Annotated in this window: 27 protein-coding genes; 15 read left to right on the plus strand and 12 right to left on the minus strand. The window is 67.0% G+C overall.

The features are described from left to right. Positions 1-12: 12 nt before the first annotated feature. Positions 13-576: a response regulator transcription factor gene (locus FQS62_RS08605; RefSeq protein ID WP_054171466.1), complete on the minus strand. Its 564-nt coding sequence runs from the start codon at positions 574-576 to the stop codon at positions 13-15. Beyond that, positions 573-1,799 carry an ATP-binding protein gene (locus FQS62_RS08610; RefSeq protein WP_208043393.1) on the minus strand — a complete coding sequence of 409 codons (1,227 nt, stop codon included), beginning with the start codon at positions 1,797-1,799 and terminating at the stop codon, positions 573-575. Before FQS62_RS08610 ends, FQS62_RS08605 begins: the two co-directional genes overlap by 4 nt. A 114-nt stretch (positions 1,800-1,913) precedes the next feature. Between FQS62_RS08610 and ispG the strand changes: the two genes are divergently transcribed. From ispG to FQS62_RS08625, 3 genes are all read left to right on the plus strand, one after another. After that, on the plus strand, positions 1,914-3,179 hold the full coding sequence (gene ispG, locus FQS62_RS08615) for a flavodoxin-dependent (E)-4-hydroxy-3-methylbut-2-enyl-diphosphate synthase (RefSeq protein WP_057500715.1): 1,266 nt from the start codon (positions 1,914-1,916) through the stop codon (positions 3,177-3,179). Then, on the plus strand, positions 3,160-3,909 hold the full coding sequence (locus FQS62_RS08620) for a phosphatase PAP2 family protein (protein ID WP_057500716.1): 750 nt from the start codon (positions 3,160-3,162) through the stop codon (positions 3,907-3,909). Before ispG ends, FQS62_RS08620 begins: the two co-directional genes overlap by 20 nt. A 201-nt stretch (positions 3,910-4,110) precedes the next feature. Next, the gene (locus tag FQS62_RS08625; RefSeq protein WP_004153112.1) at positions 4,111-4,758 is read left to right on the plus strand and encodes a response regulator; all 648 of its coding nucleotides are present in this window, start codon (positions 4,111-4,113) and stop codon (positions 4,756-4,758) included. 334 nt (positions 4,759-5,092) lie between these two features. Here the strand turns inward: FQS62_RS08625 and eda are convergent, their stop codons facing one another. The 5 genes from eda to zwf all read right to left on the minus strand — a co-directional run bounded on the left by eda (position 5,093) and on the right by zwf (position 11,105). After that, positions 5,093-5,752: a bifunctional 4-hydroxy-2-oxoglutarate aldolase/2-dehydro-3-deoxy-phosphogluconate aldolase gene (gene eda / locus FQS62_RS08630; RefSeq protein ID WP_005409068.1), complete on the minus strand. Its 660-nt coding sequence runs from the start codon at positions 5,750-5,752 to the stop codon at positions 5,093-5,095. 218 nt (positions 5,753-5,970) lie between these two features. Further along, positions 5,971-7,887 carry a phosphogluconate dehydratase gene (edd, locus tag FQS62_RS08635; protein ID WP_049447611.1) on the minus strand — a complete coding sequence of 639 codons (1,917 nt, stop codon included), beginning with the start codon at positions 7,885-7,887 and terminating at the stop codon, positions 5,971-5,973. 58 nt (positions 7,888-7,945) lie between these two features. Further along, entirely contained in the window at positions 7,946-8,668 is a 723-nt protein-coding gene (gene pgl / locus FQS62_RS08640) for a 6-phosphogluconolactonase (RefSeq protein WP_049447610.1), read from the minus strand. Then, positions 8,665-9,672, minus strand: coding sequence for a glucokinase (glk, locus tag FQS62_RS08645; RefSeq protein WP_049447609.1), 1,008 nt, complete (start codon positions 9,670-9,672; stop codon positions 8,665-8,667). The genes pgl and glk overlap by 4 nt, the downstream gene beginning before the upstream one ends. Further along, positions 9,669-11,105, minus strand: coding sequence for a glucose-6-phosphate dehydrogenase (zwf, locus tag FQS62_RS08650; RefSeq protein WP_088479157.1), 1,437 nt, complete (start codon positions 11,103-11,105; stop codon positions 9,669-9,671). Before zwf ends, glk begins: the two co-directional genes overlap by 4 nt. Before the next feature lie 351 nt (positions 11,106-11,456). Between zwf and ugpC the strand changes: the two genes are divergently transcribed. Next, positions 11,457-12,539 carry an ABC transporter ATP-binding protein gene (ugpC, locus tag FQS62_RS08655; protein WP_208043392.1) on the plus strand — a complete coding sequence of 361 codons (1,083 nt, stop codon included), beginning with the start codon at positions 11,457-11,459 and terminating at the stop codon, positions 12,537-12,539. Positions 12,540-12,671: 132 nt separating this feature from the next. On the opposite strand, the gene FQS62_RS08660 is transcribed toward ugpC, so the two are convergent. Continuing rightward, the gene (locus tag FQS62_RS08660; RefSeq protein ID WP_208043633.1) at positions 12,672-13,547 is read right to left on the minus strand and encodes a CAF17-like 4Fe-4S cluster assembly/insertion protein YgfZ; all 876 of its coding nucleotides are present in this window, start codon (positions 13,545-13,547) and stop codon (positions 12,672-12,674) included. Between the two features lie 39 nt (positions 13,548-13,586). On the opposite strand from FQS62_RS08660, the gene FQS62_RS08665 reads away from it, so the two are divergent. The 10 genes from FQS62_RS08665 to FQS62_RS08710 all read left to right on the plus strand — a co-directional run bounded on the left by FQS62_RS08665 (position 13,587) and on the right by FQS62_RS08710 (position 20,659). Continuing rightward, positions 13,587-13,757 carry a DUF1674 domain-containing protein gene (locus FQS62_RS08665; protein ID WP_005409075.1) on the plus strand — a complete coding sequence of 57 codons (171 nt, stop codon included), beginning with the start codon at positions 13,587-13,589 and terminating at the stop codon, positions 13,755-13,757. 56 nt (positions 13,758-13,813) lie between these two features. Further along, on the plus strand, positions 13,814-14,206 hold the full coding sequence (sdhC, locus tag FQS62_RS08670) for a succinate dehydrogenase, cytochrome b556 subunit (RefSeq protein WP_024958620.1): 393 nt from the start codon (positions 13,814-13,816) through the stop codon (positions 14,204-14,206). Then, complete coding sequence (gene sdhD, locus FQS62_RS08675; protein WP_024958619.1) at positions 14,203-14,589, plus strand: succinate dehydrogenase, hydrophobic membrane anchor protein; 387 nt, start codon at positions 14,203-14,205, stop codon at positions 14,587-14,589. The genes sdhC and sdhD overlap by 4 nt, the downstream gene beginning before the upstream one ends. Before the next feature lie 31 nt (positions 14,590-14,620). Further along, positions 14,621-16,411 (plus strand): succinate dehydrogenase flavoprotein subunit, encoded by a 1,791-nt coding sequence (gene sdhA / locus FQS62_RS08680; protein ID WP_057500721.1) that lies wholly within the window; start codon positions 14,621-14,623, stop codon positions 16,409-16,411. A gap of 66 nt (positions 16,412-16,477) precedes the next feature. Continuing rightward, positions 16,478-17,263, plus strand: coding sequence for a succinate dehydrogenase iron-sulfur subunit (locus tag FQS62_RS08685; protein ID WP_005409079.1), 786 nt, complete (start codon positions 16,478-16,480; stop codon positions 17,261-17,263). A 98-nt stretch (positions 17,264-17,361) separates the two neighbouring features. Beyond that, positions 17,362-17,610: an FAD assembly factor SdhE gene (locus tag FQS62_RS08690; protein WP_004153155.1), complete on the plus strand. Its 249-nt coding sequence runs from the start codon at positions 17,362-17,364 to the stop codon at positions 17,608-17,610. Beyond that, on the plus strand, positions 17,611-18,009 hold the full coding sequence (locus FQS62_RS08695; protein WP_268924498.1) for a hypothetical protein: 399 nt from the start codon (positions 17,611-17,613) through the stop codon (positions 18,007-18,009). Between the two features lie 23 nt (positions 18,010-18,032). Then, a complete protein-coding gene (locus tag FQS62_RS08700) occupies positions 18,033-19,274 on the plus strand; it encodes a lipoprotein-releasing ABC transporter permease subunit (protein ID WP_208043635.1) in 1,242 nt (413 codons plus the stop codon). Next, on the plus strand, positions 19,267-19,980 hold the full coding sequence (lolD, locus tag FQS62_RS08705) for a lipoprotein-releasing ABC transporter ATP-binding protein LolD (RefSeq protein WP_005409083.1): 714 nt from the start codon (positions 19,267-19,269) through the stop codon (positions 19,978-19,980). Before FQS62_RS08700 ends, lolD begins: the two co-directional genes overlap by 8 nt. Positions 19,981-20,200: 220 nt before the next feature. Continuing rightward, positions 20,201-20,659, plus strand: a complete 459-nt coding sequence (locus tag FQS62_RS08710; RefSeq protein ID WP_208043636.1) for a DUF6491 family protein — start codon at positions 20,201-20,203, stop codon at positions 20,657-20,659. A gap of 95 nt (positions 20,660-20,754) precedes the next feature. On the opposite strand, the gene FQS62_RS08715 is transcribed toward FQS62_RS08710, so the two are convergent. The 3 genes from FQS62_RS08715 to ftsY form a co-directional block, all read right to left on the minus strand. After that, positions 20,755-21,024, minus strand: coding sequence for an oxidative damage protection protein (locus FQS62_RS08715; RefSeq protein ID WP_014036808.1), 270 nt, complete (start codon positions 21,022-21,024; stop codon positions 20,755-20,757). Positions 21,025-21,029: 5 nt separating this feature from the next. Further along, positions 21,030-22,154, minus strand: coding sequence for an A/G-specific adenine glycosylase (gene mutY, locus FQS62_RS08720; protein ID WP_208043800.1), 1,125 nt, complete (start codon positions 22,152-22,154; stop codon positions 21,030-21,032). A gap of 82 nt (positions 22,155-22,236) precedes the next feature. Then, the gene (gene ftsY / locus FQS62_RS08725) at positions 22,237-23,553 is read right to left on the minus strand and encodes a signal recognition particle-docking protein FtsY (RefSeq protein WP_208043801.1); all 1,317 of its coding nucleotides are present in this window, start codon (positions 23,551-23,553) and stop codon (positions 22,237-22,239) included. Between the two features lie 129 nt (positions 23,554-23,682). Here ftsY and FQS62_RS08730 point away from each other — a divergent pair, with 129 nt between their 5' ends. Further along, entirely contained in the window at positions 23,683-23,982 is a 300-nt protein-coding gene (locus FQS62_RS08730; RefSeq protein WP_049445698.1) for a hypothetical protein, read from the plus strand. 168 nt (positions 23,983-24,150) lie between these two features. On the opposite strand, the gene htpG is transcribed toward FQS62_RS08730, so the two are convergent. Further along, complete coding sequence (gene htpG, locus FQS62_RS08735; protein WP_208043802.1) at positions 24,151-26,043, minus strand: molecular chaperone HtpG; 1,893 nt, start codon at positions 26,041-26,043, stop codon at positions 24,151-24,153. Positions 26,044-26,394: the final 351 nt, after the last annotated feature.

Here is a 26,394-nt window from a genome sequence, read left to right on the forward strand (position 1 = left end):
GTCCGGTTGCGATCAGCGGCTGGGATCGCGTTCCGGGCTTGGCCGCTTTGCCAGCTTGCGCTGCAGCGAACGCCGGTGCATGCCGAGCAGGCGCGCGGCCGCGGACACGTTACCGCCGGTCTCGTGCATCGCCTGCTGGATGTGTTCCCACTGCAGGCGGCTGATCGGGGTCATCGCGTCGGGCACTTCCATTTCGCCATCGTCGGCCGGGCCGTCGTCTTCCTCGCCGAGGGCGCGCAGGATCATCGGCACCGTGGCCGGCTTCGGCAGGTAGTCGTCGGCGCCGAGCTTGATCGCCTCCACCGCGGTGGCGATGCTGGCGTAGCCGGTCACCAGCAGGATGCGCATGTCCGCGCGCAACGCGCGCAGCGGCTGGATCAGGGCGAGGCCGGAATCGCTGCCCAGCTTCAGGTCGATCAGCGCGAACGCCGGCGGATGCTGGCGGGCCAGCGCCAGTGCACTGGCGGCATCCTGCGCGGTCTGCGTTTCAAGCCCCTTGCGGGCCAGGCTGCGCTGCAGGGTGCGCAGGTACAGTTCGTCGTCGTCGACCAGCAGGCCGAGGGTTGAGGTGCTCATGGGGTTTCCTCGCGTGGGGCCAGCGGCAGGCGGAAGCCGACGCGGCTGCCGGCGCCCTGGGCCGGGCGCATCCACATCTCGCCGTCGAGGCGTTCGATGGTGGCATGGGACAGGGCCAGGCCGACGCCCATGCCCTCGCTTTTGCTGCTGCCGAACAGCTTGCCCGGCAGCACGGCAGCACGGGCGTCGAAGCCATGGCCATAGTCGCGTACTTCGCCGATCAGGTCGTCGCCTTCGATGCGCAGGTCCAGGTCCACGCGTGGCCGGCCGGCCTTCTCGCCGGCGTCGGCGGCATTGTTGAGAAGGACCATCAGCAGATGGCCCACGCCCGGGTCGAGTGGCAGCCGCAGCGGCGCATCGTCGTTGCGGTGCAGGTCGATGGTCGGCCGCACCAGGCGCCACTGTTCCAGTACCTGCTGGGCACTGGAGTGGCTGCGCCCCGGTGCATCGGCCGAGGCAGGTGCGGCCAGCGCCAGCACGCGCTCACGGCACTGCACCAGCAGCTCGCGCAGGGTTTCCATGTCTTCGCGCACTTCGGGCTCTTCGCTGCGCTCGGCGACGTCATCGGCGAGCAGGGTCATGGTTGCCAGCGGCGTGTTCAGCTCATGCGCCACCGAGGCGGCATGGGTGGCCAGGGCGACGATGCCCTCGTTGCGGGCGAAGCGTTCGCGCAGGGCCGACAGTTCCAGTTCGCGCTGGCGCAGCGCCAGCGCCAGGCGGGTAGAGAACGTCAGCACGACCGCCGCGGAAATCAGGAAATTGGCGACCACGCCCCAGCGGTTGAGGTCCTGCGCGCGGAAATAGCCATCCGGCAGCGGCTGCCCGAAGATGCCGCTGGCGGCATAGCCGAGCAGGCAGGCCAGCGCGACCGCCAGCGCCCAGCGCAGGGGCAGGGCGAACGCGGCCAATGCGATCAGGATCAGGAACAGCGAACTGAACGGGTTGGCCATGCCACCGCTCCAGCCCACCATCCAGGTCAGGATGATCACGTCCACCAGGATGTGGCCGAATGCGGTCAGCGGCGCGGTGTCGGCCGCCTCCGGGCGCAGCTGGGTGTAGATGTTGAACAGGGTCAGCACGGCTACGCCGGCCCACAGCGGCAGCTGCGGCAATGGCAGGCCCAGCACCCAGGTGCCTACCAGGATGGTGGCGGCCTGGCCACCTACGGCAAGCCAGCGCAGGCTGCACAGGGTACGGAGAAACGGGGCGTCGGGACCGGTCATTCATGCTCATCGTATGCGTTCACGCGTGACCGTGCCTGCGACAATCGGCCGCAGCCGTGCCTCCGGCTGAATGCGAGTCACCCCGAATGCGGGGGCGGGCGGTAGAATGCGCCCATGCACGACGCCGTCTCCCGCCCGACTCCCCCCTCCGATGCCACCTCCTGGCCCCGCCGCCAGACCCATGCCGTGCAGATCGGCGGGGTCACCGTAGGTGGAGGCAAGCCGGTCGTGGTGCAGTCGATGACCAACACGGACACGTCCGACGTCGCCTCCAGCGTGAAGCAGGTGGCCGAGCTCTGGCGTGCGGGTTCGGAAATGGTGCGTTTGACCGTCAACACCGTTGAAGCCGCTGCGGCGATCCCGCGCATCGTCGACAAGCTGGCGATGATGGGCATCGACGTGCCACTGATCGGTGACTTCCATTACAACGGTCACCAGCTGCTCACCGCCGAACCGGCGTGTGCCGAAGCGCTGGCCAAGTACCGCATCAACCCGGGCAACGTCGGCTTCGGCAAGAAGAAGGACCTGCAGTTCGCCCAGTTGATCGAGTTCGCGATCCGCTACAACAAGCCGGTGCGCATCGGCGCCAACTGGGGCTCGCTGGACCAGGCCCTGGCGGCGAAGCTGATGGACGAGAACAACCTGCGCGAGCAGCCCTGGGACGCCGGCCGCGTGCTGCGCGAGGCGCTGATCCGCTCGGCGCTGGACTCGGCCGAGCAGGCGGTGGAGCTCGGCCTGCCGCGCGATCGCATCGTGCTGTCGGCCAAGGTCAGTGGCGTGCAGGAGCTGATCGCGGTTTACCGCGACCTGGCCCAGCGCTCGGACTTCGCCCTGCACCTGGGCCTGACCGAAGCCGGTATCGGCAGCAAGGGCATCGTCGCCTCGTCGGCGGCGCTGAGCGTGCTGCTGCAGGAAGGCATCGGTGACACCATCCGGATCTCGCTGACCCCGGAACCGGGTCAGTCGCGTACGCAGGAAGTGATCGTTGCCCAGGAACTGCTGCAGACCACCGGGCAGCGTGCCTTCACGCCGCTGGTCACGGCCTGCCCGGGCTGCGGCCGCACCACCTCCGAGTTCTTCCAGGAGCTGGCCAAGGTGGTGCAGAACCACGTGCGCGAGAAGATGCCGCTGTGGAAGATCCATCACCCGGGTGCGGAGAACATGACCCTGGCGGTGATGGGCTGCATCGTCAACGGACCGGGTGAGTCGCGCCATGCCAACATCGGCATCTCGCTGCCGGGCACGGGTGAAACGCCTGCGGCACCGGTGTTCGTCGATGGAGAGAAGAAGGTGACCCTGCGTGGCGACAACATCGCCCAGGAGTTCGTCGCCCTGATCGACGACTACGTCGAACACAAATATGTCCGAAGCGCCGGATAAGCCCGCGATCCTCGCTGCACCGGAGTCCGCCTCCGGCTTCCGCCACTGGATGGCGCGCAATGCCTGGCGCCTGGTCCTGCTGTTCGGTGGCGTGCTGCTGCCGCTGGCCGGCTTCGTCGCCCTGGCCGACGAGGTGCACGAGTTTGAATCGTTCCATTTCGACGCGCCGCTGCTGTGGCAGATGCATGGCCTGCATTCGCCGCTGCTGGACCGCTTCTTCGTGCTCATTTCCAGGCTGGGCTACGAATGGTTCCTGATCCCGGCCGATGTGCTGATCATCGCAGTGTTGCTGGGCTACCGGCGTTGGCGTGAAGCCACGTTCGTGGCGGTCAGCTTCGTCGGCTCGGCACTGCTGAACATGGGCAGCAAGCACTTCTTCCAGCGCCAGCGCCCCAGCCTGTGGGAATCGATCGCCCCGGAATCGACGTTCAGCTTCCCCAGTGGCCACGCGATGGGCTCGATGACCCTGGCGGTGACCCTGGTGCTGCTGGCCTGGAACACCCGCTGGCGCTGGCCGGTGCTGTTGCTGGCGCCGGCATTCAGCCTGCTGGTCAGCGTGTCCCGGGTCTATCTGGGGGTGCATTACCCCTCCGATATCCTGGCCGGATGGTGTGCCGCGCTGGTTTGGGTGGTAGGGTGCTATCTGGTCATGTTCAGTCGCCGGCACCCATGGCGACGTCATGGCTCGCCGCCAGCGAAGGCCAGCGAAGCATCATCACAGGGGGATTGACGTGGATGGCCCTTGAGGGACGTCTACGTGATAGATCAGTTGTTTCGTTGCAGCAGGTTCTGCAAGACAGGGGGCAAGCACAACGCGCGGTACTGTGATGCGCAAGGCAGATTGCCGGGGTCGCATTCCGAACGCGCTTGCAGGGGTATCGGCACCCCACCTAGCTTGACCTGCAATGGCCGCATTCGAAGAGGTACGTGGATGACGATTCGAGTCTACCTGGTGGATGACCACGCGCTGGTCCGCACCGGGATGAAGATGATTCTGTCGGGGGAAACCGACATCGAGGTGGTGGGCGAAGCCGAGACCGGCGAAGATGCGCTGCGTGAAGTCCGTCAGCTGCTGCCGGATGTGGTGCTGTGTGACCTGCACCTGCCGGGTGTGAGCGGCATGGAAGTGACCGAGCGTATCGTGCGCAGCCACCGCAATACCCGCGTGGTGATCGTGTCGGTGCTGGAAGATGGCCCGCTGCCGAAGCGGCTGCTTGAAGCCGGTGCTGCCGGCTACATCGGCAAGGGCTGCGATGCGCAGGAGCTGTTGCGCGCGGTGCGTGACGTGGCCGGTGGCCGTCGCTACCTGGGCACCAGCATCGCGCAGAACCTGGCGCTGTCGACGGTGGAAGGCAACGGTTCGCCGTTCGACAGCCTGTCGCCGCGCGAGCTGGAGGTGGCACTGCTGCTGACCCAGGGCCTGCGTCAGGAGGACATCGCGCGTCGTCTGAGCCTGAGTGCGAAGACGGTGAACACGCACAAGGCGCGGTTGTTCGAGAAGATGGGGATCCACGACAACATCGCGTTGGCGCGGATGGCCAGCCAGTACGGGCTGGTGGATCCGGCGCGGCCGCTGTAAGGGATTCGGCCAACGGCTGAGCCCCTCGCGGTGGTGGTGCGGTTGGATTGTGGTGGTTGGCCGGGCGGATGGGCTGTGCAGGGGGCGCTGCAAGTACGTCCCTGTAAGCTCGGTCGCCGCATCCATGCGGCTCACGTCCCTGCACAACCCATCCGCCCGGCCACGGACAGGTTCCGTGCGCGTCCACCGCGGAATTGAAGAAGGAAGAGCAGGAGCGGGTCGCGCGCTTTGCGCCTCTGGATGCTGGTTCTGTAGAGCCGAGCCGATGCTCGGCTGCTTTCCGTTCCGCTGGGGCGGAGCCGAGCATGGGCTCGGCTCTACACCTTTGTCGGGCTCAGTGGCCGCGCACGCGCTGGATGATCTTGGCGGCGTCTGCGGCGCTGGCGCGCACCTTGTCCCATTCGCCGTTGGCGATCCAGTTGCCCGGCACCATCCACGAACCACCGATGCAGACCACGTTCTTCTGCTCGAGGTATTCGGCGGCGGTGTTCTCGGTGATGCCGCCGGTCGGGCACAGCTTCAGGTCCGCCACCGGGCCGGCCAGTCCCTTGATCATTGCCAGGCCACCCACAGCCGTGGCCGGGAACAGCTTGCACACGCGGAAGCCACGGGCGTAGAGCGACAGCAGCTCGGTCGGGGTGGCTGCACCCGGCACCACCGGCAGCGGTGCAGCGGCCAGTGCATCAGCCAGTGCCGGCGGCGTACCCGGGGTCACCAGGAAGTCCGCACCCGCATCTATCGACTGCTGCATCTGCTCCACGGTCAGCACCGTACCGGCACCCACCACCACGTCCGGCAGCTCGCGCTTGAGCATCGCCAGCGCTTCCATCGCCACCGGCGTGCGCAGCGTCAGCTCGATCGCCGGCAAGCCACCTTCCAGCAGCGCCGCACTGACCGCACGCGCCTGGTCCAGCGTATGAATCGTCACCACCGGCAGGATGCCCGCCGCACGCAACAGCTCCGCCGCCTTCACCTGATGTTGTTCGATACCCATAGCTCTGCTTCTGCCTTTGCTTCTGCTTTTGAATTTGATTTTCAGTGATCACTTCGCGGCGTCGATGCGCCGTAGAGTGTCAGGAGGGCGCGGGTAGCCCCAGCCGGGACCGTGAGCGGCATGGATGCCGCGACCGAGCCCCCATGGAGGGGTTTACGGCGTGTCCCGGCCAGGGCGCTCTACTGCCCAGATCGGGAAGCCTGCCGCGGCTTTTCGCTTCAGGCGTCTTTTGCCTCATGCGGCGCCGCCGCTGCCGCCGCATCGTGCCCCAGCTCGTATTCCGCGTCGTACTCCCACGGCCCACCATCGGCCGCCGCCGGCCCGCACGAAATCGAAATCGCCCCCTGGTCGGCCGGACCCACCACGCGGCGGTTGATCGCGAACAGATTGCGGCCCAGGTCATGCGCGGCAGGCGCAGTGTTCGGCGCCAGCGGGCGTGCCGCCCATTCGGCCGCGTCCACCAGCACTTCCAGCGTGCCGGCCTCGCCATCCAGGCGGATCATGTCGCCCTCGCGCACCTTGGCCAGCGGGCCGCCGCGGGCAGCCTCCGGCGTCACGTGGATCGCTGCCGGAATCTTGCCCGAGGCGCCGGACAGGCGGCCGTCTGTGACCAGCGCCACGCGCCGGCCCTGGTTCTGCAGCAGGCCCAGCAGGGGCGCCAGCGAATGCAGTTCCGGCATGCCGTTCGCACGCGGGCCCTGGTAACGCACCACTGCCACGAAATGCTCGGGCAGCAGGCCACCGGCATGCAGCTTGTTCAACACCTGCGGTGCATCGACCACCACCGCCGGTGCTTCGATCGTGCGGTACTGCGGCTTCACCGCCGACAGCTTGATCAGCGACTTGCCCAGGTTGCCGCGCAGCAGCCGCAGTCCGCCCTGGTGCTCGAACGGGTTGTCGACGCCACGCACCACCTCGTCATCGGCGCTGCGTTCCAGGCCCGGCAGATAGACGAGCTGGCCATCGCGCAGCTGCGGTTCGCGTGCGTAGTCGGCCATGCCGCCACGCGCGACGCTGACCAGGTCGCCATGCATCAGGCCCGCCTTGATCAGCTCGCCGAACACGAAGGCCGGGCCGCCTGCGGCCGCAAAACGGTTCACGTCGGCGTCGCCGTTCGGATAGACGCGGGCCAGCAGCGGGATCAGCTGCGACAGTTCGTCGAAGTCGTCCCAGGTCAGCACGATGCCGGCAGCACGCGCCACCGCGATCCAGTGGATGGTGTGGTTGGTCGACCCGCCGGTGGCCATCAGCGCGATGACGGCGTTGATGATCGCGCGCTCGTCGATGATCCGGCCCAGCGGGCGGAAGTCGTCGCCCAATGCGGTGATGTCCAACGCACGTTCGGTCGCTTCGCGGGTCAGTGCATCGCGCAGTGGCGTGCCCGGATTGACGAACGACGCGCCCGGCAGCTGCACGCCCATCGCTTCCAGCAGCACCTGGTTGGAGTTGGCCGTGCCGTAGAAGGTGCAGGTGCCGGCGCCATGGTAGGAGGCGGACTCGGCTTCCAGCAGTTCTTCGCGGGTGGCTTCACCGGCGGCGTAGCGCTCGCGCACTTCGGCCTTCTGCTTGTTCGGGATGCCCGGTGTCATCGGGCCGGCCGGCACGAACACCGCCGGCAGATGGCCGAAGGCCAGCGCACCGATCAGCAGGCCCGGTACGATCTTGTCGCAGACACCGAGGTAGACGGTGGTGTCGAACATGTCGTGGCTGAGGCCGATCGCCGTGGCCTGGGCAATGACATCGCGCGAGAACAGGGACAGTTCCATGCCACCGCGGCCCTGGGTGACGCCGTCGCACATCGCCGGCACGCCGCCGGCCACCTGTGCGGTGGCGCCAAGCTCGCGCGCGATCTCGCGGATCTGTTCCGGATAGGTCTCGAACGGCTGGTGCGCCGACAGCATGTCGTTGTAGGCGGTGATGATGCCGAGGTTCGGCGTCACCCCGCCACGCAGGCGGCTCTTGTCGGTGCCGCCGCAGGCGGCGAACCCGTGGGCGAGGTTGCCGCAGCTCAGGCGGCTGCGGAACGGGCCCTCACGCAGGGAGGCGTCGATCGCGGCCAGATAGGCGGCACGCGAGGCGGCGCTGCGGCGGATGACACGCTCAGTGATGGCTTGCAGTTGCGGATGGAGGCTCATTGGCTACCGGCGTTCGTGGTGGCGAGAGGCAAGCGGCGGCGCGGCGCCGCCGCCGACATCAATCAGCCCAGTGGACGCGCAGGCGCGCGCCTTCCAGGTTGATCGCGTTGAGGATCGGATACTGCTGGGCATCGTTGCTGTCCAGCGCCTGGCGCAGCACCTGCAGCTTCTGCTTGCCACGCAGCAGCAGCAGGCGCTGGCGGCATTGGCGCAGGCCGTGCGGGGTCAGCGTGATGCGCAGCGGCCACTGGTTCGCGCCCGGGCAGCCGGTGGCATCCAGTGCCGCGTAGGGCAGGGTGCTTTCCAGTGCGCGGGCCAGGTCCTTCGAGCCCGGGAACAGCGAGGCGGTGTGGCCGTCGTTGCCCATGCCCAGTGCCACCAGGCTCGGCGGCTGGCTGTGCTGGGCCTGCAGGTTGGCGGTGTAGACGCATTCCGGCAGCGGCTTGCCGATGCGCACCAGCGGGTCGAAATGCGCACCTTCGGCGCGCTTGAGCAGGTTTTCGCGCACCAGCCAGGCATTGCTGTCGCGATCCTGCGGCGACAGCCAGCGCTCGTCGGCCAGGCTCACTTCCACCCGGTCCCAGTGCACGTCCAACTCGGCCAGTGCCTGGTAGATCGGCGCCGGCGTGGTGCCGCCGGACAACAGGATGCGGGCGCGGCCCACTTCGTTGATGTCGTGGTTGAGGGTCTGCGCCATCTCGGCGGCCACTGCCTCGATCCAGCCATCGGCATCGCCGTGGTTGATGAACTCGATGCGGTCGTCGTGGAAGGTGGGGCTCATGCGGCAACTCCAGGTGCGTCACGTTCGGCGTCGGCGGCATAGGCGGCGGCGCCCAGCAGTCCGGCGTGGGGATGCATCACGGCCAAGGAGGGCACGCGCGCCATGATCGAAGAGAACCGCCCCTTGTGTTCGAAGCGCTGGCGGAAACCGGAGTGCTGCAGTGAATCGAGCATCTTCGGGGTCAGGCCGCCGGTCAGGAACACGCCGTCCCAGGCGCCCTGGGTCAGCACCAGGTCACCGGCAATGGCGCCGAACACCGCGCAGAACACGTCCACGGTGCGCATCGCCTGCGGATCACCGTGCAGGGCGCGGGCGGTCACGTCCACCGGCTGCAGCTGGCCCGGGTCGATACCGGCCATCTCACACACCGCGCGATGGATGTTGACCAGGCCGGGGCCGCAGATCAGCCGCTCGTTGGAGACGCGACCGAACTGTTCGGACAGGATTTCCAGGATGCGGATCTCCTCCGGGGTTCCCGGCGGGAAGCTGACATGGCCGCCTTCGGTTTCCAGCGGGTAGCAGCGCCCGTGGCGCAGGATCAGGCCGCCGACACCCAGGCCGGTACCCGGGCCGATCACCGCGTAGTTGCGCGGCTGGCCGGGCTTGCCCGGGACCCAGGCGGCACCGCCGACCTGGACCACGTCATCGGGCTGCAGCAGTGAAATCGCCATCGCCTGTGCGGCGAAGTCGTTGATCAGGTGCAGTTCGTCGAAACCGAGCATGGCGGCGGTGCGGCTGCGCGAGATCACCCACGGATGGTTGGTGATGCGCGCTTCGTCTCCATCGACCCGACCGGCAACCGCGAACACGCCGCGGCTTGCAGTGGCGCCGATCTGTTCCAGATGGTGGCGCGCGGCATCACCCAGCGACGGGAACTCCGCCACCGCGTACTCGCGGATGCTGTCTTTCTGCAGCGGTGCGTCCAGCGAGGTGTCGGCCAGGGCGAAGCGGGCGTTGGTGCCACCGATGTCGGCGACCAGCACCGGCTGCGAACTGGCACTCATGCCGAGGCTCCAGTGTCCGGTGCGTCCACACCCTGCGGAAGGAACTCGCCCGCATTGCTCGGGCCCCATTGGCCGGCCGGGTAGGGTTCCAGCGGCAGCTTGGCGTCCTTCCAGGCATCGGCGACGCTGTCGATCCACGCCCAGGCGGCGCGCACTTCGTCATCGCGCACGAACAGCGTGTGGTTGCCGTTGAACGCGTCCAGGAACAGACGTTCGTACGCGATGCGGCGGTGCAGGCCGGTTGGCACCGACAGTTCCAGTTCCAGCGGATGCAGTTCCAGCGCGCCCCATTCCGGGCCGGCCAGGCTGCTCATCAGGCCCAGTTCGATGTTTTCCTGCGGCTGCAGCTGGAACACCAGGCGGTTCGGTGCGGCCTGCGCGCGCTGCGGGCGCTCGAACAGCCAGTGGGTGACCGGCTTCAGCGTGACCACCACGCGGGTAGTGCGCTCGGGCAGGCGCTTGCCGGTGACGAGGTGGAACGGCACACCGCTCCAGCGCCAGTTGTCGATGTGCGCGGTGACACCGGCGAAGGTTTCCACGTCGCTGCCTTCCGGCGGCTGATAGGCCTGGGCCGGTTGCCCGTTGATGGTGCCGGCGGTGTAGCGGCCACGGATGCTGTCACGCGCGGCGTGCTTGGCATCAAGCGGGCGCAGGGCGCGCAGCACCTTGACCTTCTCGTCGCGGATGCGGTCGGCTTCCAGCGAGGCCGGCGGTTCCATCGCCACCATGCACAGCAGCTGCAGGATGTGGCTCTGCACCATGTCGCGCAGCGCGCCGGAGCGTGCGTAGTAGGCGTCGCGGCCGTCCACGCCTTCGCTCTCGGCCACCAGGATGTGCACCGATTCGATGTAGTTGCGGTTCCATACCGCTTCCAGCAGCGTGTTGCCGAAGCGCAGCGCGATCAGGTTCTGCACCGCTGCCTTGCCCAGGTAGTGGTCGAGGCGGAACACGCGGTCTTCGTCGATCCACTGGCCGATGGTGCTGATGATTTCCTCGGCGCTCTCGCTGTCGCTGCCGATGGGCTTCTCCAGCATCAGCCGTGCCGGTGCGGCAAGTGCACCGCCCTTGGCCAGGCCTTCGCAGGTGGAGATGTACAGGCCAGGCGGGATGGCCAGGTAGCTGACGCACTTGCGGTCCACCAGGTCGGAGACCGCGGCGGCAACCGAGTCGACATCGCGCAGGTCCACCGAACGGTAGTCGATGCGGCGCAGCAGGGCGCCGATGTCATCCTGCGTGGCCATCGGCATGGCCTGCTGCAGGCGCGGCCGCAGGATGTCATGGAAGGCTTCGGTGTCATGCCCGGACAGGGCCAGCGCACGGATGCGGAAGTCCTCCGGCAGCAGGCCGTCGCCAAGCAGGCGAAGCAGCGAAGGGAACAGGTAGCGCTGGGCCAGATCACCTGTGGCACCGAACAGGAAGAGGGTGTCGTGCATCGCTCGAGTTTCAGATCCGGGTGACATCGTTGTCAATCGCTTCATGGCTGGGTTCGGGGGACATCCGCGCAACTGCCTGTCCGAGGTTCGTCGGGGGCGTTCTCCGGGATACCGGAAGACCGTTCCATTCGAAACCACTACCTCGGCGGAACCTTCGTTCAACCGCCGACGCAGATCGTGCGCACCGATCATCGGATAGTGCCACGTGAAAACGTTTACATGGCAGAATGGGCAACTGTATTCGATTGCAGTGCTCGCCGTCATGCGGCAAGCGCGCAATCATCACTGCCATCGGGAGGGCCGAGGCAGTCCCAAAAGACAGCCCGGCTTCGGGCGGACCGGATAGGTGATATGGCAAAAGTGCAGTTGCAGGGTGTGCGCAAGGTCTATGACAACGGCCAGGTCGCGGTGAAGGACGCCAGCTTCGAGGTCGCCGATGGCGAGCTGATGGTGCTGGTCGGTCCGTCCGGCTGTGGCAAGTCGACCCTGCTGCGGATGGTGGCTGGCCTGGAGGAGATCAGCGGCGGCATGCTGACCATCGGTGATCGCGTGGTCAACGACGTGGCGCCGAAGGATCGCGACATCGCCATGGTGTTCCAGAGCTACGCGCTGTACCCGCACATGACCGTGGCCGAGAACCTGGCCTTCGGCCTGAAGCTGCGCGGGCATGACAAGGCGACCATCGACAAGCGCATCGCCGACGCCGCGCAGACGCTGGGCCTGACCGAGATGATGGACAAGCTGCCCAAGGCGATGTCCGGCGGCCAGCGCCAGCGAGTTGCGCTGGGCCGGGCGCTGGTGCGCGAGCCGGCGGTGTTCCTGCTCGACGAACCGCTGTCCAATCTGGATGCCAAGCTGCGCCACAGCGTGCGCACCGAGATCGCGCAGCTGCACCGCAAGCTGGGCACCACCATGATCTACGTGACGCACGACCAGGTCGAAGCGATGACCCTGGGCCAGCGCATCGTGGTGCTGAAGGACGGCATCATCCAGCAGATCGATACGCCGATGGCACTGTACGACCGCCCGGCCAACCTGTTCGTGGCGGGTTTCCTCGGCAGTCCGGCGATGAACGTGCTGCGTGGCACGCTGCAGGGCGATGCCGGTGGCGTGACCGTGGTCGACGGCGAGTGGCGTGCACCGCTGGGCCAGGCCACGATCGATCCGGCATGGCTGCAGAAGCCGATCGCGGTGGGCGTGCGGCCGGAGCACCTGCAACCGGCAGGCAGCGAAGACACGCACGCGTTCACCGCGCGCATTGAAGGCATCGAGCCCGTCGGCAACGAGATTTTCGTCAACATGAGCAGTGGCCAGCATGCACTGACCATGCGTGTTGCGCCGCAGGCGCTGCCGGCGGTGGGCGAGCAGATCCGCGTGGCGATCCACCCGCAGGGACTGCACTTCTTCAGCCCGGAAACCGGCGAGCGCCTCTAACCGGTAGTGCCGGCCGCTGGCCGGCTACCTCAATCATGCGTGGTTGCCGGCCACGCCGGCACTACCATTCCTCCGCCGAAGGCGTGCGGACCAACGGTCCGCACCCACCGCGTGGATGAAGGCCCTTCAAATTCAGCGTGCCAGGCCATCCAGCAACGGCACGCGCTGCGCAATGGCATCACCCACCTGCAGCTCGGCATCGCTGGCCTCCAGCGGCAGCACCGCCAGTGCCAGGTCGTCGGCCACGCTGGCAATCGTGCCCAGCGCCGCGCCTTCCTGCTGCACGCCATCGCCGGCCTGCGCCGGTGCCGCGGTATGCAGCAACTGCACCGCGCGCTTGGCTTTGCCGAGGAAGTGGGTGCGGGCGACGATTTCCTGGCCGGGATAGCAGCCCTTCTTCACGCTGTAACCGTTCAGGCGGTCCAACCCCAGCTGCTGCGGGGTCCACACTTCGCGCTGGCTTTCTTCCAGCCGGGGCAGGCCGTAGCGCAGGTCGGCCTGGCGCCAGGCCAGTGCGAAAGCGGCCTCATCGGCTTCACTGCCGGCAGCAAAGGCATCGGCGCTGCCAATGCGCAGGGTCCGCGGCAAGGCGTCGCTGCCCAGGTCCAGCTCCCAACCGTCACCTGCGGTCTGCGCAATCGCGGCGCCACTGGCGGCCTCGGGTGCGGTGAACGCGCCGGCCACCGCCAGATCGCTGCGCAGCAGCACTTTGACCTTTCGGCGGAACACGAAGCGCTGCAGTTGCGACGCAATCGCATCGGCATCGCCGTCGGCCAGCACCAGCATCACGTGGTCTTCGGCCAGCCGAAGCAGCTGGAACACCGCCAGGGTGCGGCCCTTGGCGCTCAACCAGGCGCTCCACTGCCAGTGCTGCAGGGGCAGGGCAGTGACGTCGCTGCTGAACTGGGCGTGGGCGAAAACGGCCGCATCCACGCCCTGCAGGCTCAGCAACTGGTGGCCGGGCAGGCGCGGATATCCGACGAAAGCAGGGGGCAGGTTGTCAGGCACGTGAACGAGGTCTAAAATTTGTGCGTTGCGAGACCGAACATGATAGGCCAAACAACCCCCACTCCCGACGACGAATCTGAAGCCCCGCTGGTCCCTGCGGCACCCGTGCCCGTGGAACAGGAAAAGGCAGAGGAATTCGGCGGCCGCGGCGGACTTGATCCGGTGCGGTATGGCGATTGGGAGAAAAACGGACGCTGCATCGATTTCTGATCAGCATTGAGCCAACGCGGCCGCGTGCCGCCCAGCCGAGACAACGAGCCCAGCGAATGGCGACCAGACAACGCCCACTTTCCCCGCACCTTCAGGTGTATCGCTGGCAGATTCAGATGGCCACCTCGATCCTGCATCGAGCCACTGGCGTCTTTCTGTCTGTTGGTGCCCTCATCATCGCCGCCGGGCTGCTGGCCCTGATGATGGGGCCCGAGTCCTGGAACTGCTTCACCGGCCATGCCGGGGCCTGGTATGGCCGCGTGTTCCTGTTCGCGTGGACATGGTCGTTCGCCTATCACCTGTGCAATGGCATCCGCCATGTGGTGCAGGACTTCGCCATCGGCTTCAGCATCCCCGCGTTCATCCGCAGCAGCTGGCTGTCGGTCATCGGCAGCCTGGTGATCACCCTGCTGGTGTGGGCCTATGTGATGTTCGGAGGTGCCGCGTGAGCAAGTTCCGTACCCCGTTGAAGAGCGTGCGCGGCCTGGGCTCGGCCAAGACCGGCACCGAGCACTTCGTGCACCAGCGCCTGACCGCCGCCGCCCTGGTGGCGCTGGGCATCTGGTTCCTGGTCTTCGTGCTGAGCCTGCTGGGCTCGGACTACGCGACCGCCGCCGCCGCCGTGGCCAAACCGTGGAATGCAGTGCCGCTGATCGGCCTGCTGATCGCCATGTTCTGGCACGCGCAGCTCGGCATGCAGGTCGTGCTGGAAGACTACATCCACGAATCGCTGCTGGCCCTGGTGCTGCAGACCGCGGTGAAGTTCGTCGCCGTGCTCGGCATGATCGTCAGTGTGTTTGCGGTGGGCCGCATCGCCCTCGGCGTTGCCTGAGCCCAGGCACCAACACAGGAATCCAGATTAGATGTCCGCTTACAAGATCACCGAACACAAGTACGACATGGTCGTGGTCGGCGCCGGCGGCGCCGGCCTGCGCGCCACGTTCGGCCTGGCCGCCAAGGGCCTGCAGACCGTGTGCCTGACCAAGGTCTTCCCGACCCGTTCGCACACCGTTGCCGCCCAGGGCGGTATTTCCGCCGCGCTCGGCAACATGGGCGAGGACGACTGGCGCTACCACTTCTTCGACACCATCAAGGGGTCGGACTGGCTGGGCGACCAGGACGCCATCGAATACATGTGCCGTGAGGCCATCCCGGCCATCATCGAGCTCGAACACTACGGCGTGCCGTTCTCGCGCACCGCCGAAGGCAAGATCTACCAGCGTCCGTTCGGTGGCATGACCACCAAGTACGGCGAAGGCCCGGCGGCGCAGCGTACCTGCGCGGCGGCCGACCGTACCGGCCACGCGATGCTGCACACCCTGTACCAGCAGTCGCTGAAGCACGATGCGCGCTTCATGATCGAGTACTTCGCGCTCGACCTGATCTTCGACGACGAAGGCGCCTGCCGCGGTGTGCTGGCCCTGGACATGTCCGACGGCACCCTGCACCTGTTCCGCGCCCAGGGCGTGGTGCTGGCCACCGGCGGCTACGGCCGCGCCTACTTCAGCGCCACCTCGGCGCACACCTGCACCGGCGACGGTGGCGGCCTGGCCATGCGTGCCGGCATCGCCATGCAGGACATGGAGTTCGTGCAGTTCCACCCGACCGGCATCTACGGCGCCGGCTGCCTGATCACCGAGGGTGTCCGCGGTGAAGGTGGCATCCTGCGCAACAGCAGCGGCGAGCGCTTCATGGAGCGCTACGCGCCGCACTACAAGGACCTGGCCTCGCGCGACGTGGTCAGCCGTTCGATGACCATCGAGATCCGCGAAGGCCGCGGCGTCGGCGAGCACAAGGACCACATCCTGCTCGACCTGACCCACCTCGGCCCGGGCGTGATCGACGACAAGCTGCCGGGCATCGCCGAGAGCGCCCGCATCTTCGCCGGCGTCGACGTGCACAAGCAGCCGATCCCGGTCATCCCGACCGTGCACTACAACATGGGCGGCATCCCGACCAACTACCACGGCGAAGTCGTCCGCAAGGACGGCGACAACCCCGACGCGGTGATCCCAGGCCTGTACGCGATCGGCGAAGCCGCCTGCGTGTCGGTGCACGGTGCCAACCGCCTGGGTTCGAACTCGCTGCTGGATCTGGTGGTGTTCGGTCGTGCGGTGGCCAACCGCTGCGCCGAGACCATCAAGCCGGGCGCATCGCACAAGCCGCTGGCGTCTGATGCGTGCGACAAGGCACTGGGCCTGCTGGACAAGCTGCGCCACGCCAACGGCGATACCCCGACCTCGGTCATCCGCGATCGCATGCAGCGCACCATGCAGGCCGACGCGGCGGTCTTCCGCACCAGCCAGACGCTGAAGGAAGGCTGCGAGAAGATGGACAAGATCTTCGACTCGTTCCAGGACGTGAAGGTCTCCGACCGTTCGCTGGTGTGGAACTCGGACCTGATCGAGACCTACGAGCTGAACAACCTGCTGCTCAACGCGGTGGCGACGATCAACTCGGCCGAACAGCGCAAGGAAAGCCGCGGCGCGCATGCGCACGAGGACTTCCCGGACCGCGACGACGTCAACTGGCAGAAGCACACCCTGGTCAGCGTCGACGAGAAGGGCAAGTGCAGCTTCGACTACCGTCCGGTGCACATGTACACGTTGACCGACGACGTGTCCGTAGTGCCGCCGAAGCCGCGCGTGTACTGATCCGACCCCGCCTACCATGCAATCCGCGCCCAAGGGCGCGGGCCGCCTGAGCCAACGAGAGCAGCCATGGCCGAGTTTTCACTCCCCAAGAATTCCAAGATCACGAAGGGCAAGCACTTCCCCGTCAAGAACGGCGGCAAGAACGTGCGCACCTTCAAGATCTACCGCTGGAGTCCGGACGACGACAGCAACCCGCGCACCGACACCTATGAAGTTGATCTGGACGCCTGTGGCCCGATGGTCCTGGACGCCCTGATCAAGATCAAGAACGAGATCGACCCGACCCTGACCTTCCGCCGCTCCTGCCGCGAAGGTATCTGTGGTTCGTGCGCGATGAACATCGACGGCACCAACACCCTGGCCTGCACCCGAGCCATCTCGGACTGCGGCAAGAAGGAAGTGCCGATCTATCCGCTGCCGCACATGAACGTGGTCAAGGATCTGGTTCCGGACCTGACCCACTTCTACGCGCAGTACGCGTCGATCAAGCCGTGGATCCGCACTCAGACCCCGGCACCGCCGGACCGTGAGCGCCTGCAGTCGCCGGAAGACCGCAAGAAGCTGGACGGCCTGTACGAGTGCATCCTGTGCGCGTGCTGCTCGACCAGCTGCCCGAGCTACTGGTGGAACGGCGAGCGTTACCTGGGCCCGGCGATTCTGCTGCAGGCCTACCGCTGGATCATCGACTCGCGTGATGAGGACACCGGTGCGCGCCTGGACGATCTGGAAGATCCGTTCAAGCTGTACCGCTGCCACACCATCATGAACTGCGCCCGGACCTGCCCGAAGGGCCTGAACCCGGCGCTGGCGATCGCCGAGATCAAGAAGCTGATGATGGAACGCCGCGCCTGATCGGCTCTGGCTGTACCCGGTAGAGCCGCGCCATCCGTGGCCGTGCCACCCCAGTAGAGCCACGCCATGCGTGGCTTTGCTGTATCTGGAGAAACACGATGGAAGAAGACGTTCTGCTGAAGAAGCTGCGCTGGCGCTGCCGCCGCGGCATGCGCGAGCTGGACCAGCTGTTCGGCCGTTACCTGGACCGTGAATGGAGCACTGCGCCGACCGAAGAGCGCGAAGTTTTCCTGTTCCTGCTCGACTGCGAGGACGATAAGTTGTGGCGCTGGTTCATGGGCTATGAGGCCTGCCCGCATGCGCACGCGATCCCCCTCATGCAGAAGATCCTCGCCCTCAAGCCTTGAGTGGCGCCCCTCGCGGCTCCAGGCCGCGCCCAGCTGGCGGTACTGCTGGCCGCCCCCTGGCTGCTGCGCGCATCGGATCTGCCGCCACGGCTGCTGATGCCCGCCGTGTTGCTGGCCTGGGGCGTCGGGTTGGCCGAACTGGCCTGGCGCCAGTGCAGGCCGCGCGTGCAGGTGCTTCTGCCGGTACCGCCCGAGCCGCTGCAGGTGGCCGGGGAGGACGTCGATGCACCACAACTGGTCGTGCGTGGCCCATGGTTGTTGCTGCTCTGGCGTGAGGATCAGCGCCGCCGGCGCCTGCTGTTCTGGCCGGATGTGCTCGATTCCGGGCAGCGACGTGAACTGCGACTGGCCGTGGCCGCACGCAGCGTTTCCCGTCGGCCCCGGTCAATGGCACCATAAGCTGAATTGACTGGCGTGCCTGCATGTTCAAACCCATTCCCGTGGCGATCGGCCTGCGCTACCTGCGCGCCAAGCGCCGCAACGGCTTCATCTCCTTCATCGCGATGGCATCGATTCTGGGCATCGCGCTCGGCGTTACGGTGCTGATCACCACCTTGGCCGTCATGAGCGGTTTCCAGAAGGAGATCCGCAGCCGTCTGCTGCAGATGACCGCGCACACCACCATCAGCCGCGACGGCGAGCCGATGCCGGACTGGATGCGCGTGGTGGACGTCGCCCGCAAGGACCCGCGTGTGGCCGGTGCCGCACCCTACATCGAGATCCAGTCGATGATCAGCGGCCCGCGCGTGCAGGGGGCGATCATCCAGGGCATCGATCCGGCGCTGGAGCCGAAAGTCTCGGTGATCGACAAGAAGGTCACCAAGGGCAGCTATGACAGCCTCAAGCCGGGCAGCTTCAACCTGCTGCTGGGCAAGGAACTGGCGATCTGGCTGGGTGTTGACGTCGGCGACCAGGTACTGGTGACGTTTGCCGAAGTGCAAGGCACGCCCGCCGGCGCGGTGCCACGGATGAAACGCTTCACCGTCAGCGGCATCTTCGAGGCCGGCTACAACGAGGTCGATCGTGGCGTCGGCTTTGCCAACATGCAGGACCTGGAGCGCGTGCTGCGCAGCGATGGTGCCACCGGCGTGCGGCTGAAGCTGCACGACATGGACCGCTCGCTGGAAGTGGGCGTGGACCTGGCGCAGAGCCTCGGCGGTGCTTACCGCGTGAGTGACTGGACCCAGCAGAACGCCAACCTCTACCACTCGCTGCGCATGGAGAAGGTGGTGATGGGCATCCTGCTGTCGCTGATCATCGCCATGGGTGCCTTCAACCTGGTGTCCTCGCAGGTGATGCTGGTGACCGACAAGCAGGCCGACATCGCCATCCTGCGCACCCTTGGCCTGACTCCTGGCGGGGTGATGCAGGTGTTCATGGTGCAGGGTTCGCTGATCGGTATCTTCGGCACGCTGGCCGGCCTGATCGGCGGCATCACCCTGACCCTCAACCTGGAGCGCATCCTCGGCGCCATCGAGAGCGTGTTCAACGTCAAGCTGCTGCCGGAGGATGTGTACTACATCACCGGCCTGCCGACCGACATGCAGACCGGCGACGTGGTGGCGATCACCGTGGTCGCGCTGCTGATGAGCTTCCTGGCCACCCTGTATCCCGCCTGGCGGGCAGCACGCACCCAGCCGGCGGAGGCCCTGCGTTATGAATAAGGTCTTCAACCGCGGCGATGAAGTGATCCGCGCCGAAGCACTGGGCAAGACCTACGCCGAAGGGCGCATGCAGACCCCGGTGTTCGATGGCCTGGACCTGACCGTCACCGCCGGCGAGACGGTGGCGATCATCGGTGCCTCCGGCGCCGGCAAGAGCACGCTGCTGCACCTGCTGGGTGGCCTGGACATTCCCACCGCCGGCGAGGTCTATGTGACCGGCCAGCGCATGTCGGCGCTGTCGGACACCGCGCGCGGCCTGCTGCGCAACCAGGCGCTGGGCTTCGTCTACCAGTTCCATCACCTGCTGCCGGAGTTCACCGCGCTGGAAAACGTGATGATGCCGGTACTGCTGGCTGGCACTGCGGTCGCAGAAGCGAGCAGCCGGGCCACCACGCTGCTGGAAGCGGTCGGCCTCGGCCATCGCCTGGACCACAAGCCGGGCGAGCTGTCCGGTGGTGAGCGCCAGCGTGCTGCGGTGGCGCGGGCACTGGTCAATCATCCGGCCTGCGTGCTCGGTGACGAGCCGACCGGCAACCTGGATGACCGCACGGCTGCAACGGTGTTCGAGCTGATGCTGGAACTGAATCGTGCGCGTCACACCAGTCTGGTGCTGGTCACCCACGACCGCAGCCTGGCGCGGCGCCTGGACCGGGTGCTGGAGCTGCGCGAAGGGCGCCTGCACGCGCTGGCGCACGCCGACGTCTGAGGCGCCGGGCCCGCTTTGGAAGAGGCCGGCCCTGGTCGGCTGCTCCTGCAGGGCAAGCGCCAACCGAGGTTGGCGACTACCGGAATCCGGGGCCTTGGGTCTGCTTTGGTAGAGGTCGACCTGGGTCGACCGCCGACCGGCGCCTGAATGGGGCTGCCGGTCGTCGCGCCGGGTTGCCGGCCCAGGCGCATGATGGCGACAGTTCCCCGAGGAGATCGCCATGAAGACCCCGATCCTGATGGCCGGACTCTGCCTGGCCCTGGCCGCCTGCGCGACCACTGGCCGGCTCAGCAGCGCCGAGAAGCTCGACCTGTACCGCGCCCACGCCGGCGCGCCGCAGAACGACATGCAGTTCTTCGGCAGCCTCAATGGCTGGACCGAACTGGGTGACAGCGCGCTGGCAGTGTGGACGCGTCCCAGCGAAGCCTATCTGCTGGAACTGAGAGGTCCCTGCCAGGACCTGCCGTATGCCACCGCCATCGGCCTGACCAGCCAGATGAACCGTGTTTCGGCGCGTTTCGACAAAGTGCTGGTGCGCGACCCTACCGGCGGCCCGCGCATGCCGTGCTTCATCGACAGCATCCGCAAGCTGGACGTGAAGGCGCTGCGTGCCTCCGAACAGGAGCTGCGCCAGGCGCAGGTGCAGGAGCGCGAGGAAAACACCGCGCCGGCGAAATGATCAAAAAAGGGGACGGAGGGGATTAAGTCGTTTGTGGCACAAACGACTTAATCCCCTCCGTCCCCTTTTTGTTGGCGGCCGACACTACCTGTGCGTCAGGCTTCCGGGGTGAAGCCTGCCGGCTTTTCCGCGTCCTTCTCGAACAGGAACTTGACCAGTTCGCCTTCAAGGAACGCGCGATGTTCCGGCGTACGCGGCGACAGGCGGTTCTCGTTGATCAGCATGGTCTGGTGCGCCAGCCACGCAGCCCAGGCCTGCTTGCCGATGTTGTTGAAGATGCGCTGGCCCAGCTCGCCGGGGTAGGGCACGAAGTCCAGGCCCTCGGCATCGCGTTGTTCGTACTGGCAGAAGACGGTTCGGGGCATGGCGCTCACTCGTGGTTGCGGGGTTTCTTGGAAGTTCGTTTTGGCGTCTTGATCGTCGCGCCGTCGAGCAGTTTGCGGATCGGCGCGGGCAGGCCCAGCGCGGGCAGTTCATCGTAGGCGACCCAGCGCAGCGTGGGCTCCTCCACGCGCAGGCCATGTACCTGCCGCGCCAGCACCTGCAGATGCAGCCTGTAGTGGCTGAAGGTGTGCTGCAGCACTGGCAGCTCCTCGGCATCTTCCAGCGAGCCATCGACATGGGCATCGAACCAGTCCTGCAGCACGCCGCCGGCGTCGGCCTGCGGCAGTGTCCACAGCTGCGCCCAGATGCCGGTGTCCGGCCGCTTCTGCAGCAGCACGCGCTGCTGGGCGTCGCGCAGCAGCAGGGCCACTGCTTCGCGCTCGGGCAGGGTCCTGCTGGGCTTGGGCGTGGGTAGTTCAGCGGTGCGGCCTTCGCGGCGCGCCACGCATGCGTCCTGCAGCGGGCAGATCACGCAGGCGGGTCTGGCGCGGCTGCACACGGTCGCGCCCAGGTCCATCTGTGCCTGGGTGTAATCGGCCATGCGCCCGGCCGGCACCTGCGCCACGTGCGCCTCGGCGATCGCCCACAACTGCTTCTCGATGGCCGGCAGGCCCGGGAAGCCCTCGATGCCGTGGTAGCGGCTGAGCACGCGCTTGACGTTGCCGTCGAGGATCGCGAACGGGTCGTTCCAGGCTTGGCTGAGGATCGCGCCAGCGGTGCTGCGGCCGATGCCGGGCAGGGCATGCAATGCATCGAAATCGCGCGGCAGGTCGCCGTCGTGCAGTTCCACGCAGCGCTTTGCAGCGGCATGCAGGTTGCGTGCACGGGCGTAGTAGCCGAGCCCGGCCCACTGCGCCATCACCGCGTCGTTGCTGGCGGCGGCGAGGTCGGGCAGGGTCGGGAAGTGCTGCAGGAACCGCTGGAAGTACGGGATGACCGTGGCCACCTGGGTCTGCTGCAGCATGATTTCCGACAACCAGACCCGATAGGGGCTGCGCGGATGCTGCCAGGGCAGGTCGTGGCGACCGTGGTCGTCGAACCAGTGCAGCAGGCGGGCGACGAAGCCGTCTTGCTGGGCAGTGCTGGCGCTGGCGTGCGGCTGGCGGGGCATCGGTGTTCCAGAGAGGCAGCCACCCGTGGGGTGGCTCTACCGGATTGCAGTAGAGCCACGCCTTGCGTGGCTGCGCGGTGTATCAGCCGCCCAGCGCTTCGGGCAGCAGGGCGTCGACGAAGGCTTCCGGGTCGAACACGCGCAGGTCTTCCGGGCGCTCGCCGATGCCGGCGAAACGGATCGGAATGCCGAACTCGCGGGCCAGTGCGAACACCACGCCTCCCTTGGCGGTGCCGTCCAGCTTGGTCACCACCAAACCGGTCACGTTCACCGCGGCATTGAACTGGCGCAACTGCGACAGCGCGTTCTGGCCGGTGGTGCCGTCGATCACCATCAACACCTCGTGCGGTGCAGTAGCGTCGATCTTGCCGAGCACGCGGCGGATCTTGCCCAGCTCGTTCATCAGACCGGACTGGGTGTGCAGGCGGCCGGCGGTATCGGCGATCAGCACCGCGGTGCCACGGGCCTTGCCGGCCTGCAGCGCATCGAATGCCACCGAAGCGGCATCCGCGTTCTGCCCCTGCGCGACCACGGCCACGCCGTTGCGCTCGCCCCAGGCCTGCAACTGGGCCACGGCGGCGGCACGGAAGGTGTCACCGGCGGCCAGCATCAGGCTGTGGCCATCGTCCTTGAAGCGCTTGGCCAGCTTGCCGATGGTGGTGGTCTTGCCGACGCCGTTGACGCCGACGGTCAGCACCACGAAGGGCTTGGCGTTGCGGTCGATCACCAGCGGCTTGGCCACCGGCTGCAGGATTGCGATCAGCTCGGCGCGCAGCGCGGCCAGCAGTGCATTGGCGTCGGCGAACTCGCGCGACTTCATGCGCTTGCGCAGGCCCTCGACCAGATCGGTGGTGGCACCTACGCCGACATCGGCGGTGATCAGTGCGGTTTCCAGCTCGTCCAGCAGGTCGTCGTCGAGCTTGGGGTTGCGCGAGAACAGGCCACCGAAGCTGCGCGCGATGACGCTGTTGCGCAGGCGCTCGCGCCAGCCGGGCTTGCCGGCAGGCGCCGGAACGGCGTCGACCGAGGCGGCGGCAGGCAGATCGTCGGTGACAGGTGTGGGGGTGGGCTCAGGCAGCGGTGCGGGTGCCGGTTCGATGGCCGGGGCCGCGACGGGGGCGACGTCGATCTGCGCCGTGGGTGCAGGAGCTGCCGGAACCGGTGCGACTGGAGCCGGAACCACCGGGGGCGGCTCGACAGCGTTCGGAACGATGGCTGCGGGGGGCGGCTCGACCGGCGCAGGCTCGGCCGGTACGGCTACCGGTGCCGGCTTCTTGTCCTCGACCGGCGCGGCAGACGGGAACGCCGCCGCCAGCTCTTCAGCCGAGTAGTGCTGGGTCTTGGGTGCCTCCGTTGCGGGGGCATCCTGGGGCTTCTTGCGGCGGAAAAAACTGAGCATTGGCAAAAGGCGCTGAAATCAGAGGGATATGCTACCACTCGGGCCTGTCGGGCCGATGTGGACTCAAGGTCGCGGCCCGCCGGCCGTTAACCGGTCCGGAGGGCTGCGCAGGGCGGCCCGGAGACCGCCATGAACAACGTGATGGGAATCGCCCTCAGCGGGACGCGTGTGGCCCAGCAGGGCGTGCAGGTGGCCGCGCACAACGTGGCCAACCTGGCGACTCCCGATGCCCAACGCCTGCAGCTGCAGCGTAGTGCGGTGGAGCAGGGCGGGGTGAAGGCTTCGGTGACGTCCATTGGCGCCGATACCCGCGCACCGCTGGGTGATCTGCTGGCGGCGAAAGCCGAGGTGGTGGCCTTCGCCGCCAATGCCACGGTGATCCGCCGCCAGGACCAGATGCTGGGCTCGCTGCTGGATCGCGAGGTCTGAGCAGCCCACTTCGGTAGGTGCCAACCGCCGCCCCAGGTGGGGGCCAACCTTGGTTGGCATGCTCGACCCGCCCTGGTAGGTGCCAACCTCGGTTGGCACTCATGGCGCAGTCGAGCATGGCTCGACTCTACAAAAGCGCGTCACCAAGGTTGGCCTCCATCCTGTCAATCAGGCCGACAGCTCCAGCAGCAGCTTGTTCAGGCGCGCCACATAGGCGCCCGGGTCCTTCAGACTGTCACCGGCGGCCAGTGCGGCCTGGTCGAACAGCACCCGGCCCAGATCATCGAAACGCGCGCCATCGGCTTCGGCATCGAGCTTGGCGATCAGCGGGTGGCCCGGATTGATTTCCAGCACCGGCTTGCTGTCCGGCACCTTCTGCCCGCTGGCTTCCAGGATCTGGCGCATCTGCAGGCCCAGGTCCTGTTCGCCGATGGCCAGCACCGCCGGAGAATCGGTCAGGCGGTGCGACACGCGCACTTCGGCCACGTCATCGCCCAGCACCGTCTTCAGGCGCTCGACCAGGCCCTGCTTGTCCTTGGCGGCTGCTTCCTGTTCCTGCTTGTCGGCCTCGCTTTCCAGCGCGCCCAGGTCGAGGTCGCCACGGGCGATGTCGACGAAGCCCTTGCCGTCGAAATCGGTCAGGTAGCCCATGAGCCACTCGTCGATGCGGTCGGTCAGCAGCAGCACTTCCACGCCCTTCTTGCGGAACACTTCCAGGTGCGGGCTGTTGCGCACCTGGCTGTAGCTCTCGCCGGTCAGGTAGTAGATCTTGTCCTGGCCTTCGGCCATGCGGCCGAGGTAATCGGCCAGCGACACGGTCTGCGCATCGCCGTCGCCACGGGTGGAGGCGAAGCGCAGCAGGCCGGCCACCTTCTCGCGGTTGTTGTAGTCCTCGGCCGGACCTTCCTTCAGCACCTGGCCGAATTCCTTCCAGAACGTGGCGTACTGCTCCGGCTTGTCGGTGGCCAGCTTTTCCAGCATGTCCAGCGAGCGCTTGGTCAGCGCCGCCTTCATCGAATCGATGACCGGGCCGGACTGCAGGATCTCGCGCGAGACATTCAGCGACAGGTCGTTGGAATCGACCACGCCCTTGATGAAGCGCAGGTACAGCGGCAGGAACTGTTCGGCCTGGTCCATCACGAACACGCGCTGCACATACAGCTTCAGGCCCTTGGGCGCGTCGCGGTGGTACAGGTCGAACGGCGCGCGGCCGGGCACGTAAAGCAGCGAGGTGTACTCCAGCTTGCCTTCGACCTTGTTGTGGCTCCACGCCAGCGGATCGCTGTGGTCGTGCGCCACGTGCTTGTAGAACTCGGTGTACTCGGCGTCGCTGATCTCGGTGCGCGGACGGGTCCACAGCGCGCTGGCGCGATTGACGGTTTCCCATTCGACCGCGGCGCCTTCTTCGCCACCTTCCTTCGGCATCTGGATCGGAAGGCCGATATGGTCCGAATACTTCTTGAGGATGCTGCGCAGGCGCCAGCCGTCGGCGAAATCATGATCGCCGTCCTTCAGGTGCAGCACGATGCGGGTGCCGCGCTCGGCCTTGTCGACAGTGGCCACGTCGAAATCGCCTTCGCCGCGCGAGGTCCAGCGCACGCCTTCGCCTGCAGCCAGGCCGGCGCGGCGCGAGGTCACTTCCACTTCGTCGGCAACGATGAAGGCGCTGTAGAAACCGACGCCGAACTGGCCGATCAGCTGCGAATCCTTCTTCTGGTCGCCGGACAGCTGGCGCAGGAAATCGCCGGTGCCGGACTTGGCGATCGTGCCGAGATGGGCAATCGCCTCGGCGCGGCTCATGCCGATGCCGTTGTCTTCGATGGTGATGGTGTGCGCGGTGGGGTCGAAGCTGACGCGCACGCGCAGCTCGCTGTCGCCTTCCAGCAGGGCCGGCTGGGTCAGGGCCTCGAAGCGCAGCTTGTCGGCGGCGTCGGCGGCGTTGGAGACCAGCTCGCGCAGGAAGATTTCCTTGTTGGAGTACAGCGAGTGGATCATCAGCTGCAGCAGCTGCTTGACTTCGGTCTGGAAGCCAAGGGTTTCGGTCTGGATGGTGTCGGTCATCGATAGGGCTCCATGTGCAATGCCGCGCCAGCGCGTGCGGCCTCGCCAAGGGGTATGGCTGATTGTCCCGAAATCAAGGGGTTGTTCGGCAGGGCTTGCAGCCCTGCACCTGCAGAGGCCGAAGCAACAGCAACAGCGGGCGTTCCGTGGGATGGCGGGGTGGTGTGGGTTGGCAGGACACGCCGTGAACCCGTCCCTGGGGGCTCGATGGCGCCATCCATGGCGCCAACGGTCCTGCCAACCCACACCGCCTCGCCTCTGACGGGTTCACTCGGCTGTTGGTAGGTGCCGACCTTTGGTCGGCACATCTGTCAGATATCGAATGAATTCATTCGTGCCGACCAACGGTCG

It is taken from the genome of Stenotrophomonas sp. SBJS02 (assembly GCF_020428325.2).
Taxonomy (GTDB): Bacteria; Pseudomonadota; Gammaproteobacteria; order Xanthomonadales; family Xanthomonadaceae; genus Stenotrophomonas; species Stenotrophomonas africana.

Bases quoted from the DNA above. Each gene is read 5' to 3' on its own strand.
- FQS62_RS08605 (WP_054171466.1), bottom strand. From the start codon at position 576: ATGAGCACCTCAACCCTCGGCCTGCTGGTCGACGACGACGAACTGTAC.
- FQS62_RS08610 (WP_208043393.1), bottom strand. From the start codon at position 1,799: ATGACCGGTCCCGACGCCCCGTTTCTCCGTACCCTGTGCAGCCTGCGC.
- ispG (WP_057500715.1), top strand. From the start codon at position 1,914: ATGCACGACGCCGTCTCCCGCCCGACTCCCCCCTCCGATGCCACCTCC.
- FQS62_RS08620 (WP_057500716.1), top strand. From the start codon at position 3,160: ATGTCCGAAGCGCCGGATAAGCCCGCGATCCTCGCTGCACCGGAGTCC.
- FQS62_RS08625 (WP_004153112.1), top strand. From the start codon at position 4,111: ATGACGATTCGAGTCTACCTGGTGGATGACCACGCGCTGGTCCGCACC.
- eda (WP_005409068.1), bottom strand. From the start codon at position 5,752: ATGGGTATCGAACAACATCAGGTGAAGGCGGCGGAGCTGTTGCGTGCG.
- edd (WP_049447611.1), bottom strand. From the start codon at position 7,887: ATGAGCCTCCATCCGCAACTGCAAGCCATCACTGAGCGTGTCATCCGC.
- pgl (WP_049447610.1), bottom strand. From the start codon at position 8,668: ATGAGCCCCACCTTCCACGACGACCGCATCGAGTTCATCAACCACGGC.
- glk (WP_049447609.1), bottom strand. From the start codon at position 9,672: ATGAGTGCCAGTTCGCAGCCGGTGCTGGTCGCCGACATCGGTGGCACC.
- zwf (WP_088479157.1), bottom strand. From the start codon at position 11,105: ATGCACGACACCCTCTTCCTGTTCGGTGCCACAGGTGATCTGGCCCAG.
- ugpC (WP_208043392.1), top strand. From the start codon at position 11,457: ATGGCAAAAGTGCAGTTGCAGGGTGTGCGCAAGGTCTATGACAACGGC.
- FQS62_RS08665 (WP_005409075.1), top strand. From the start codon at position 13,587: ATGATAGGCCAAACAACCCCCACTCCCGACGACGAATCTGAAGCCCCG.
- sdhC (WP_024958620.1), top strand. From the start codon at position 13,814: ATGGCGACCAGACAACGCCCACTTTCCCCGCACCTTCAGGTGTATCGC.
- sdhA (WP_057500721.1), top strand. From the start codon at position 14,621: ATGTCCGCTTACAAGATCACCGAACACAAGTACGACATGGTCGTGGTC.
- FQS62_RS08685 (WP_005409079.1), top strand. From the start codon at position 16,478: ATGGCCGAGTTTTCACTCCCCAAGAATTCCAAGATCACGAAGGGCAAG.
- FQS62_RS08690 (WP_004153155.1), top strand. From the start codon at position 17,362: ATGGAAGAAGACGTTCTGCTGAAGAAGCTGCGCTGGCGCTGCCGCCGC.
- FQS62_RS08700 (WP_208043635.1), top strand. From the start codon at position 18,033: ATGTTCAAACCCATTCCCGTGGCGATCGGCCTGCGCTACCTGCGCGCC.
- lolD (WP_005409083.1), top strand. From the start codon at position 19,267: ATGAATAAGGTCTTCAACCGCGGCGATGAAGTGATCCGCGCCGAAGCA.
- FQS62_RS08710 (WP_208043636.1), top strand. From the start codon at position 20,201: ATGAAGACCCCGATCCTGATGGCCGGACTCTGCCTGGCCCTGGCCGCC.
- FQS62_RS08715 (WP_014036808.1), bottom strand. From the start codon at position 21,024: ATGCCCCGAACCGTCTTCTGCCAGTACGAACAACGCGATGCCGAGGGC.
- mutY (WP_208043800.1), bottom strand. From the start codon at position 22,154: ATGCCCCGCCAGCCGCACGCCAGCGCCAGCACTGCCCAGCAAGACGGC.
- ftsY (WP_208043801.1), bottom strand. From the start codon at position 23,553: ATGCTCAGTTTTTTCCGCCGCAAGAAGCCCCAGGATGCCCCCGCAACG.
- FQS62_RS08730 (WP_049445698.1), top strand. From the start codon at position 23,683: ATGAACAACGTGATGGGAATCGCCCTCAGCGGGACGCGTGTGGCCCAG.
- htpG (WP_208043802.1), bottom strand. From the start codon at position 26,043: ATGACCGACACCATCCAGACCGAAACCCTTGGCTTCCAGACCGAAGTC.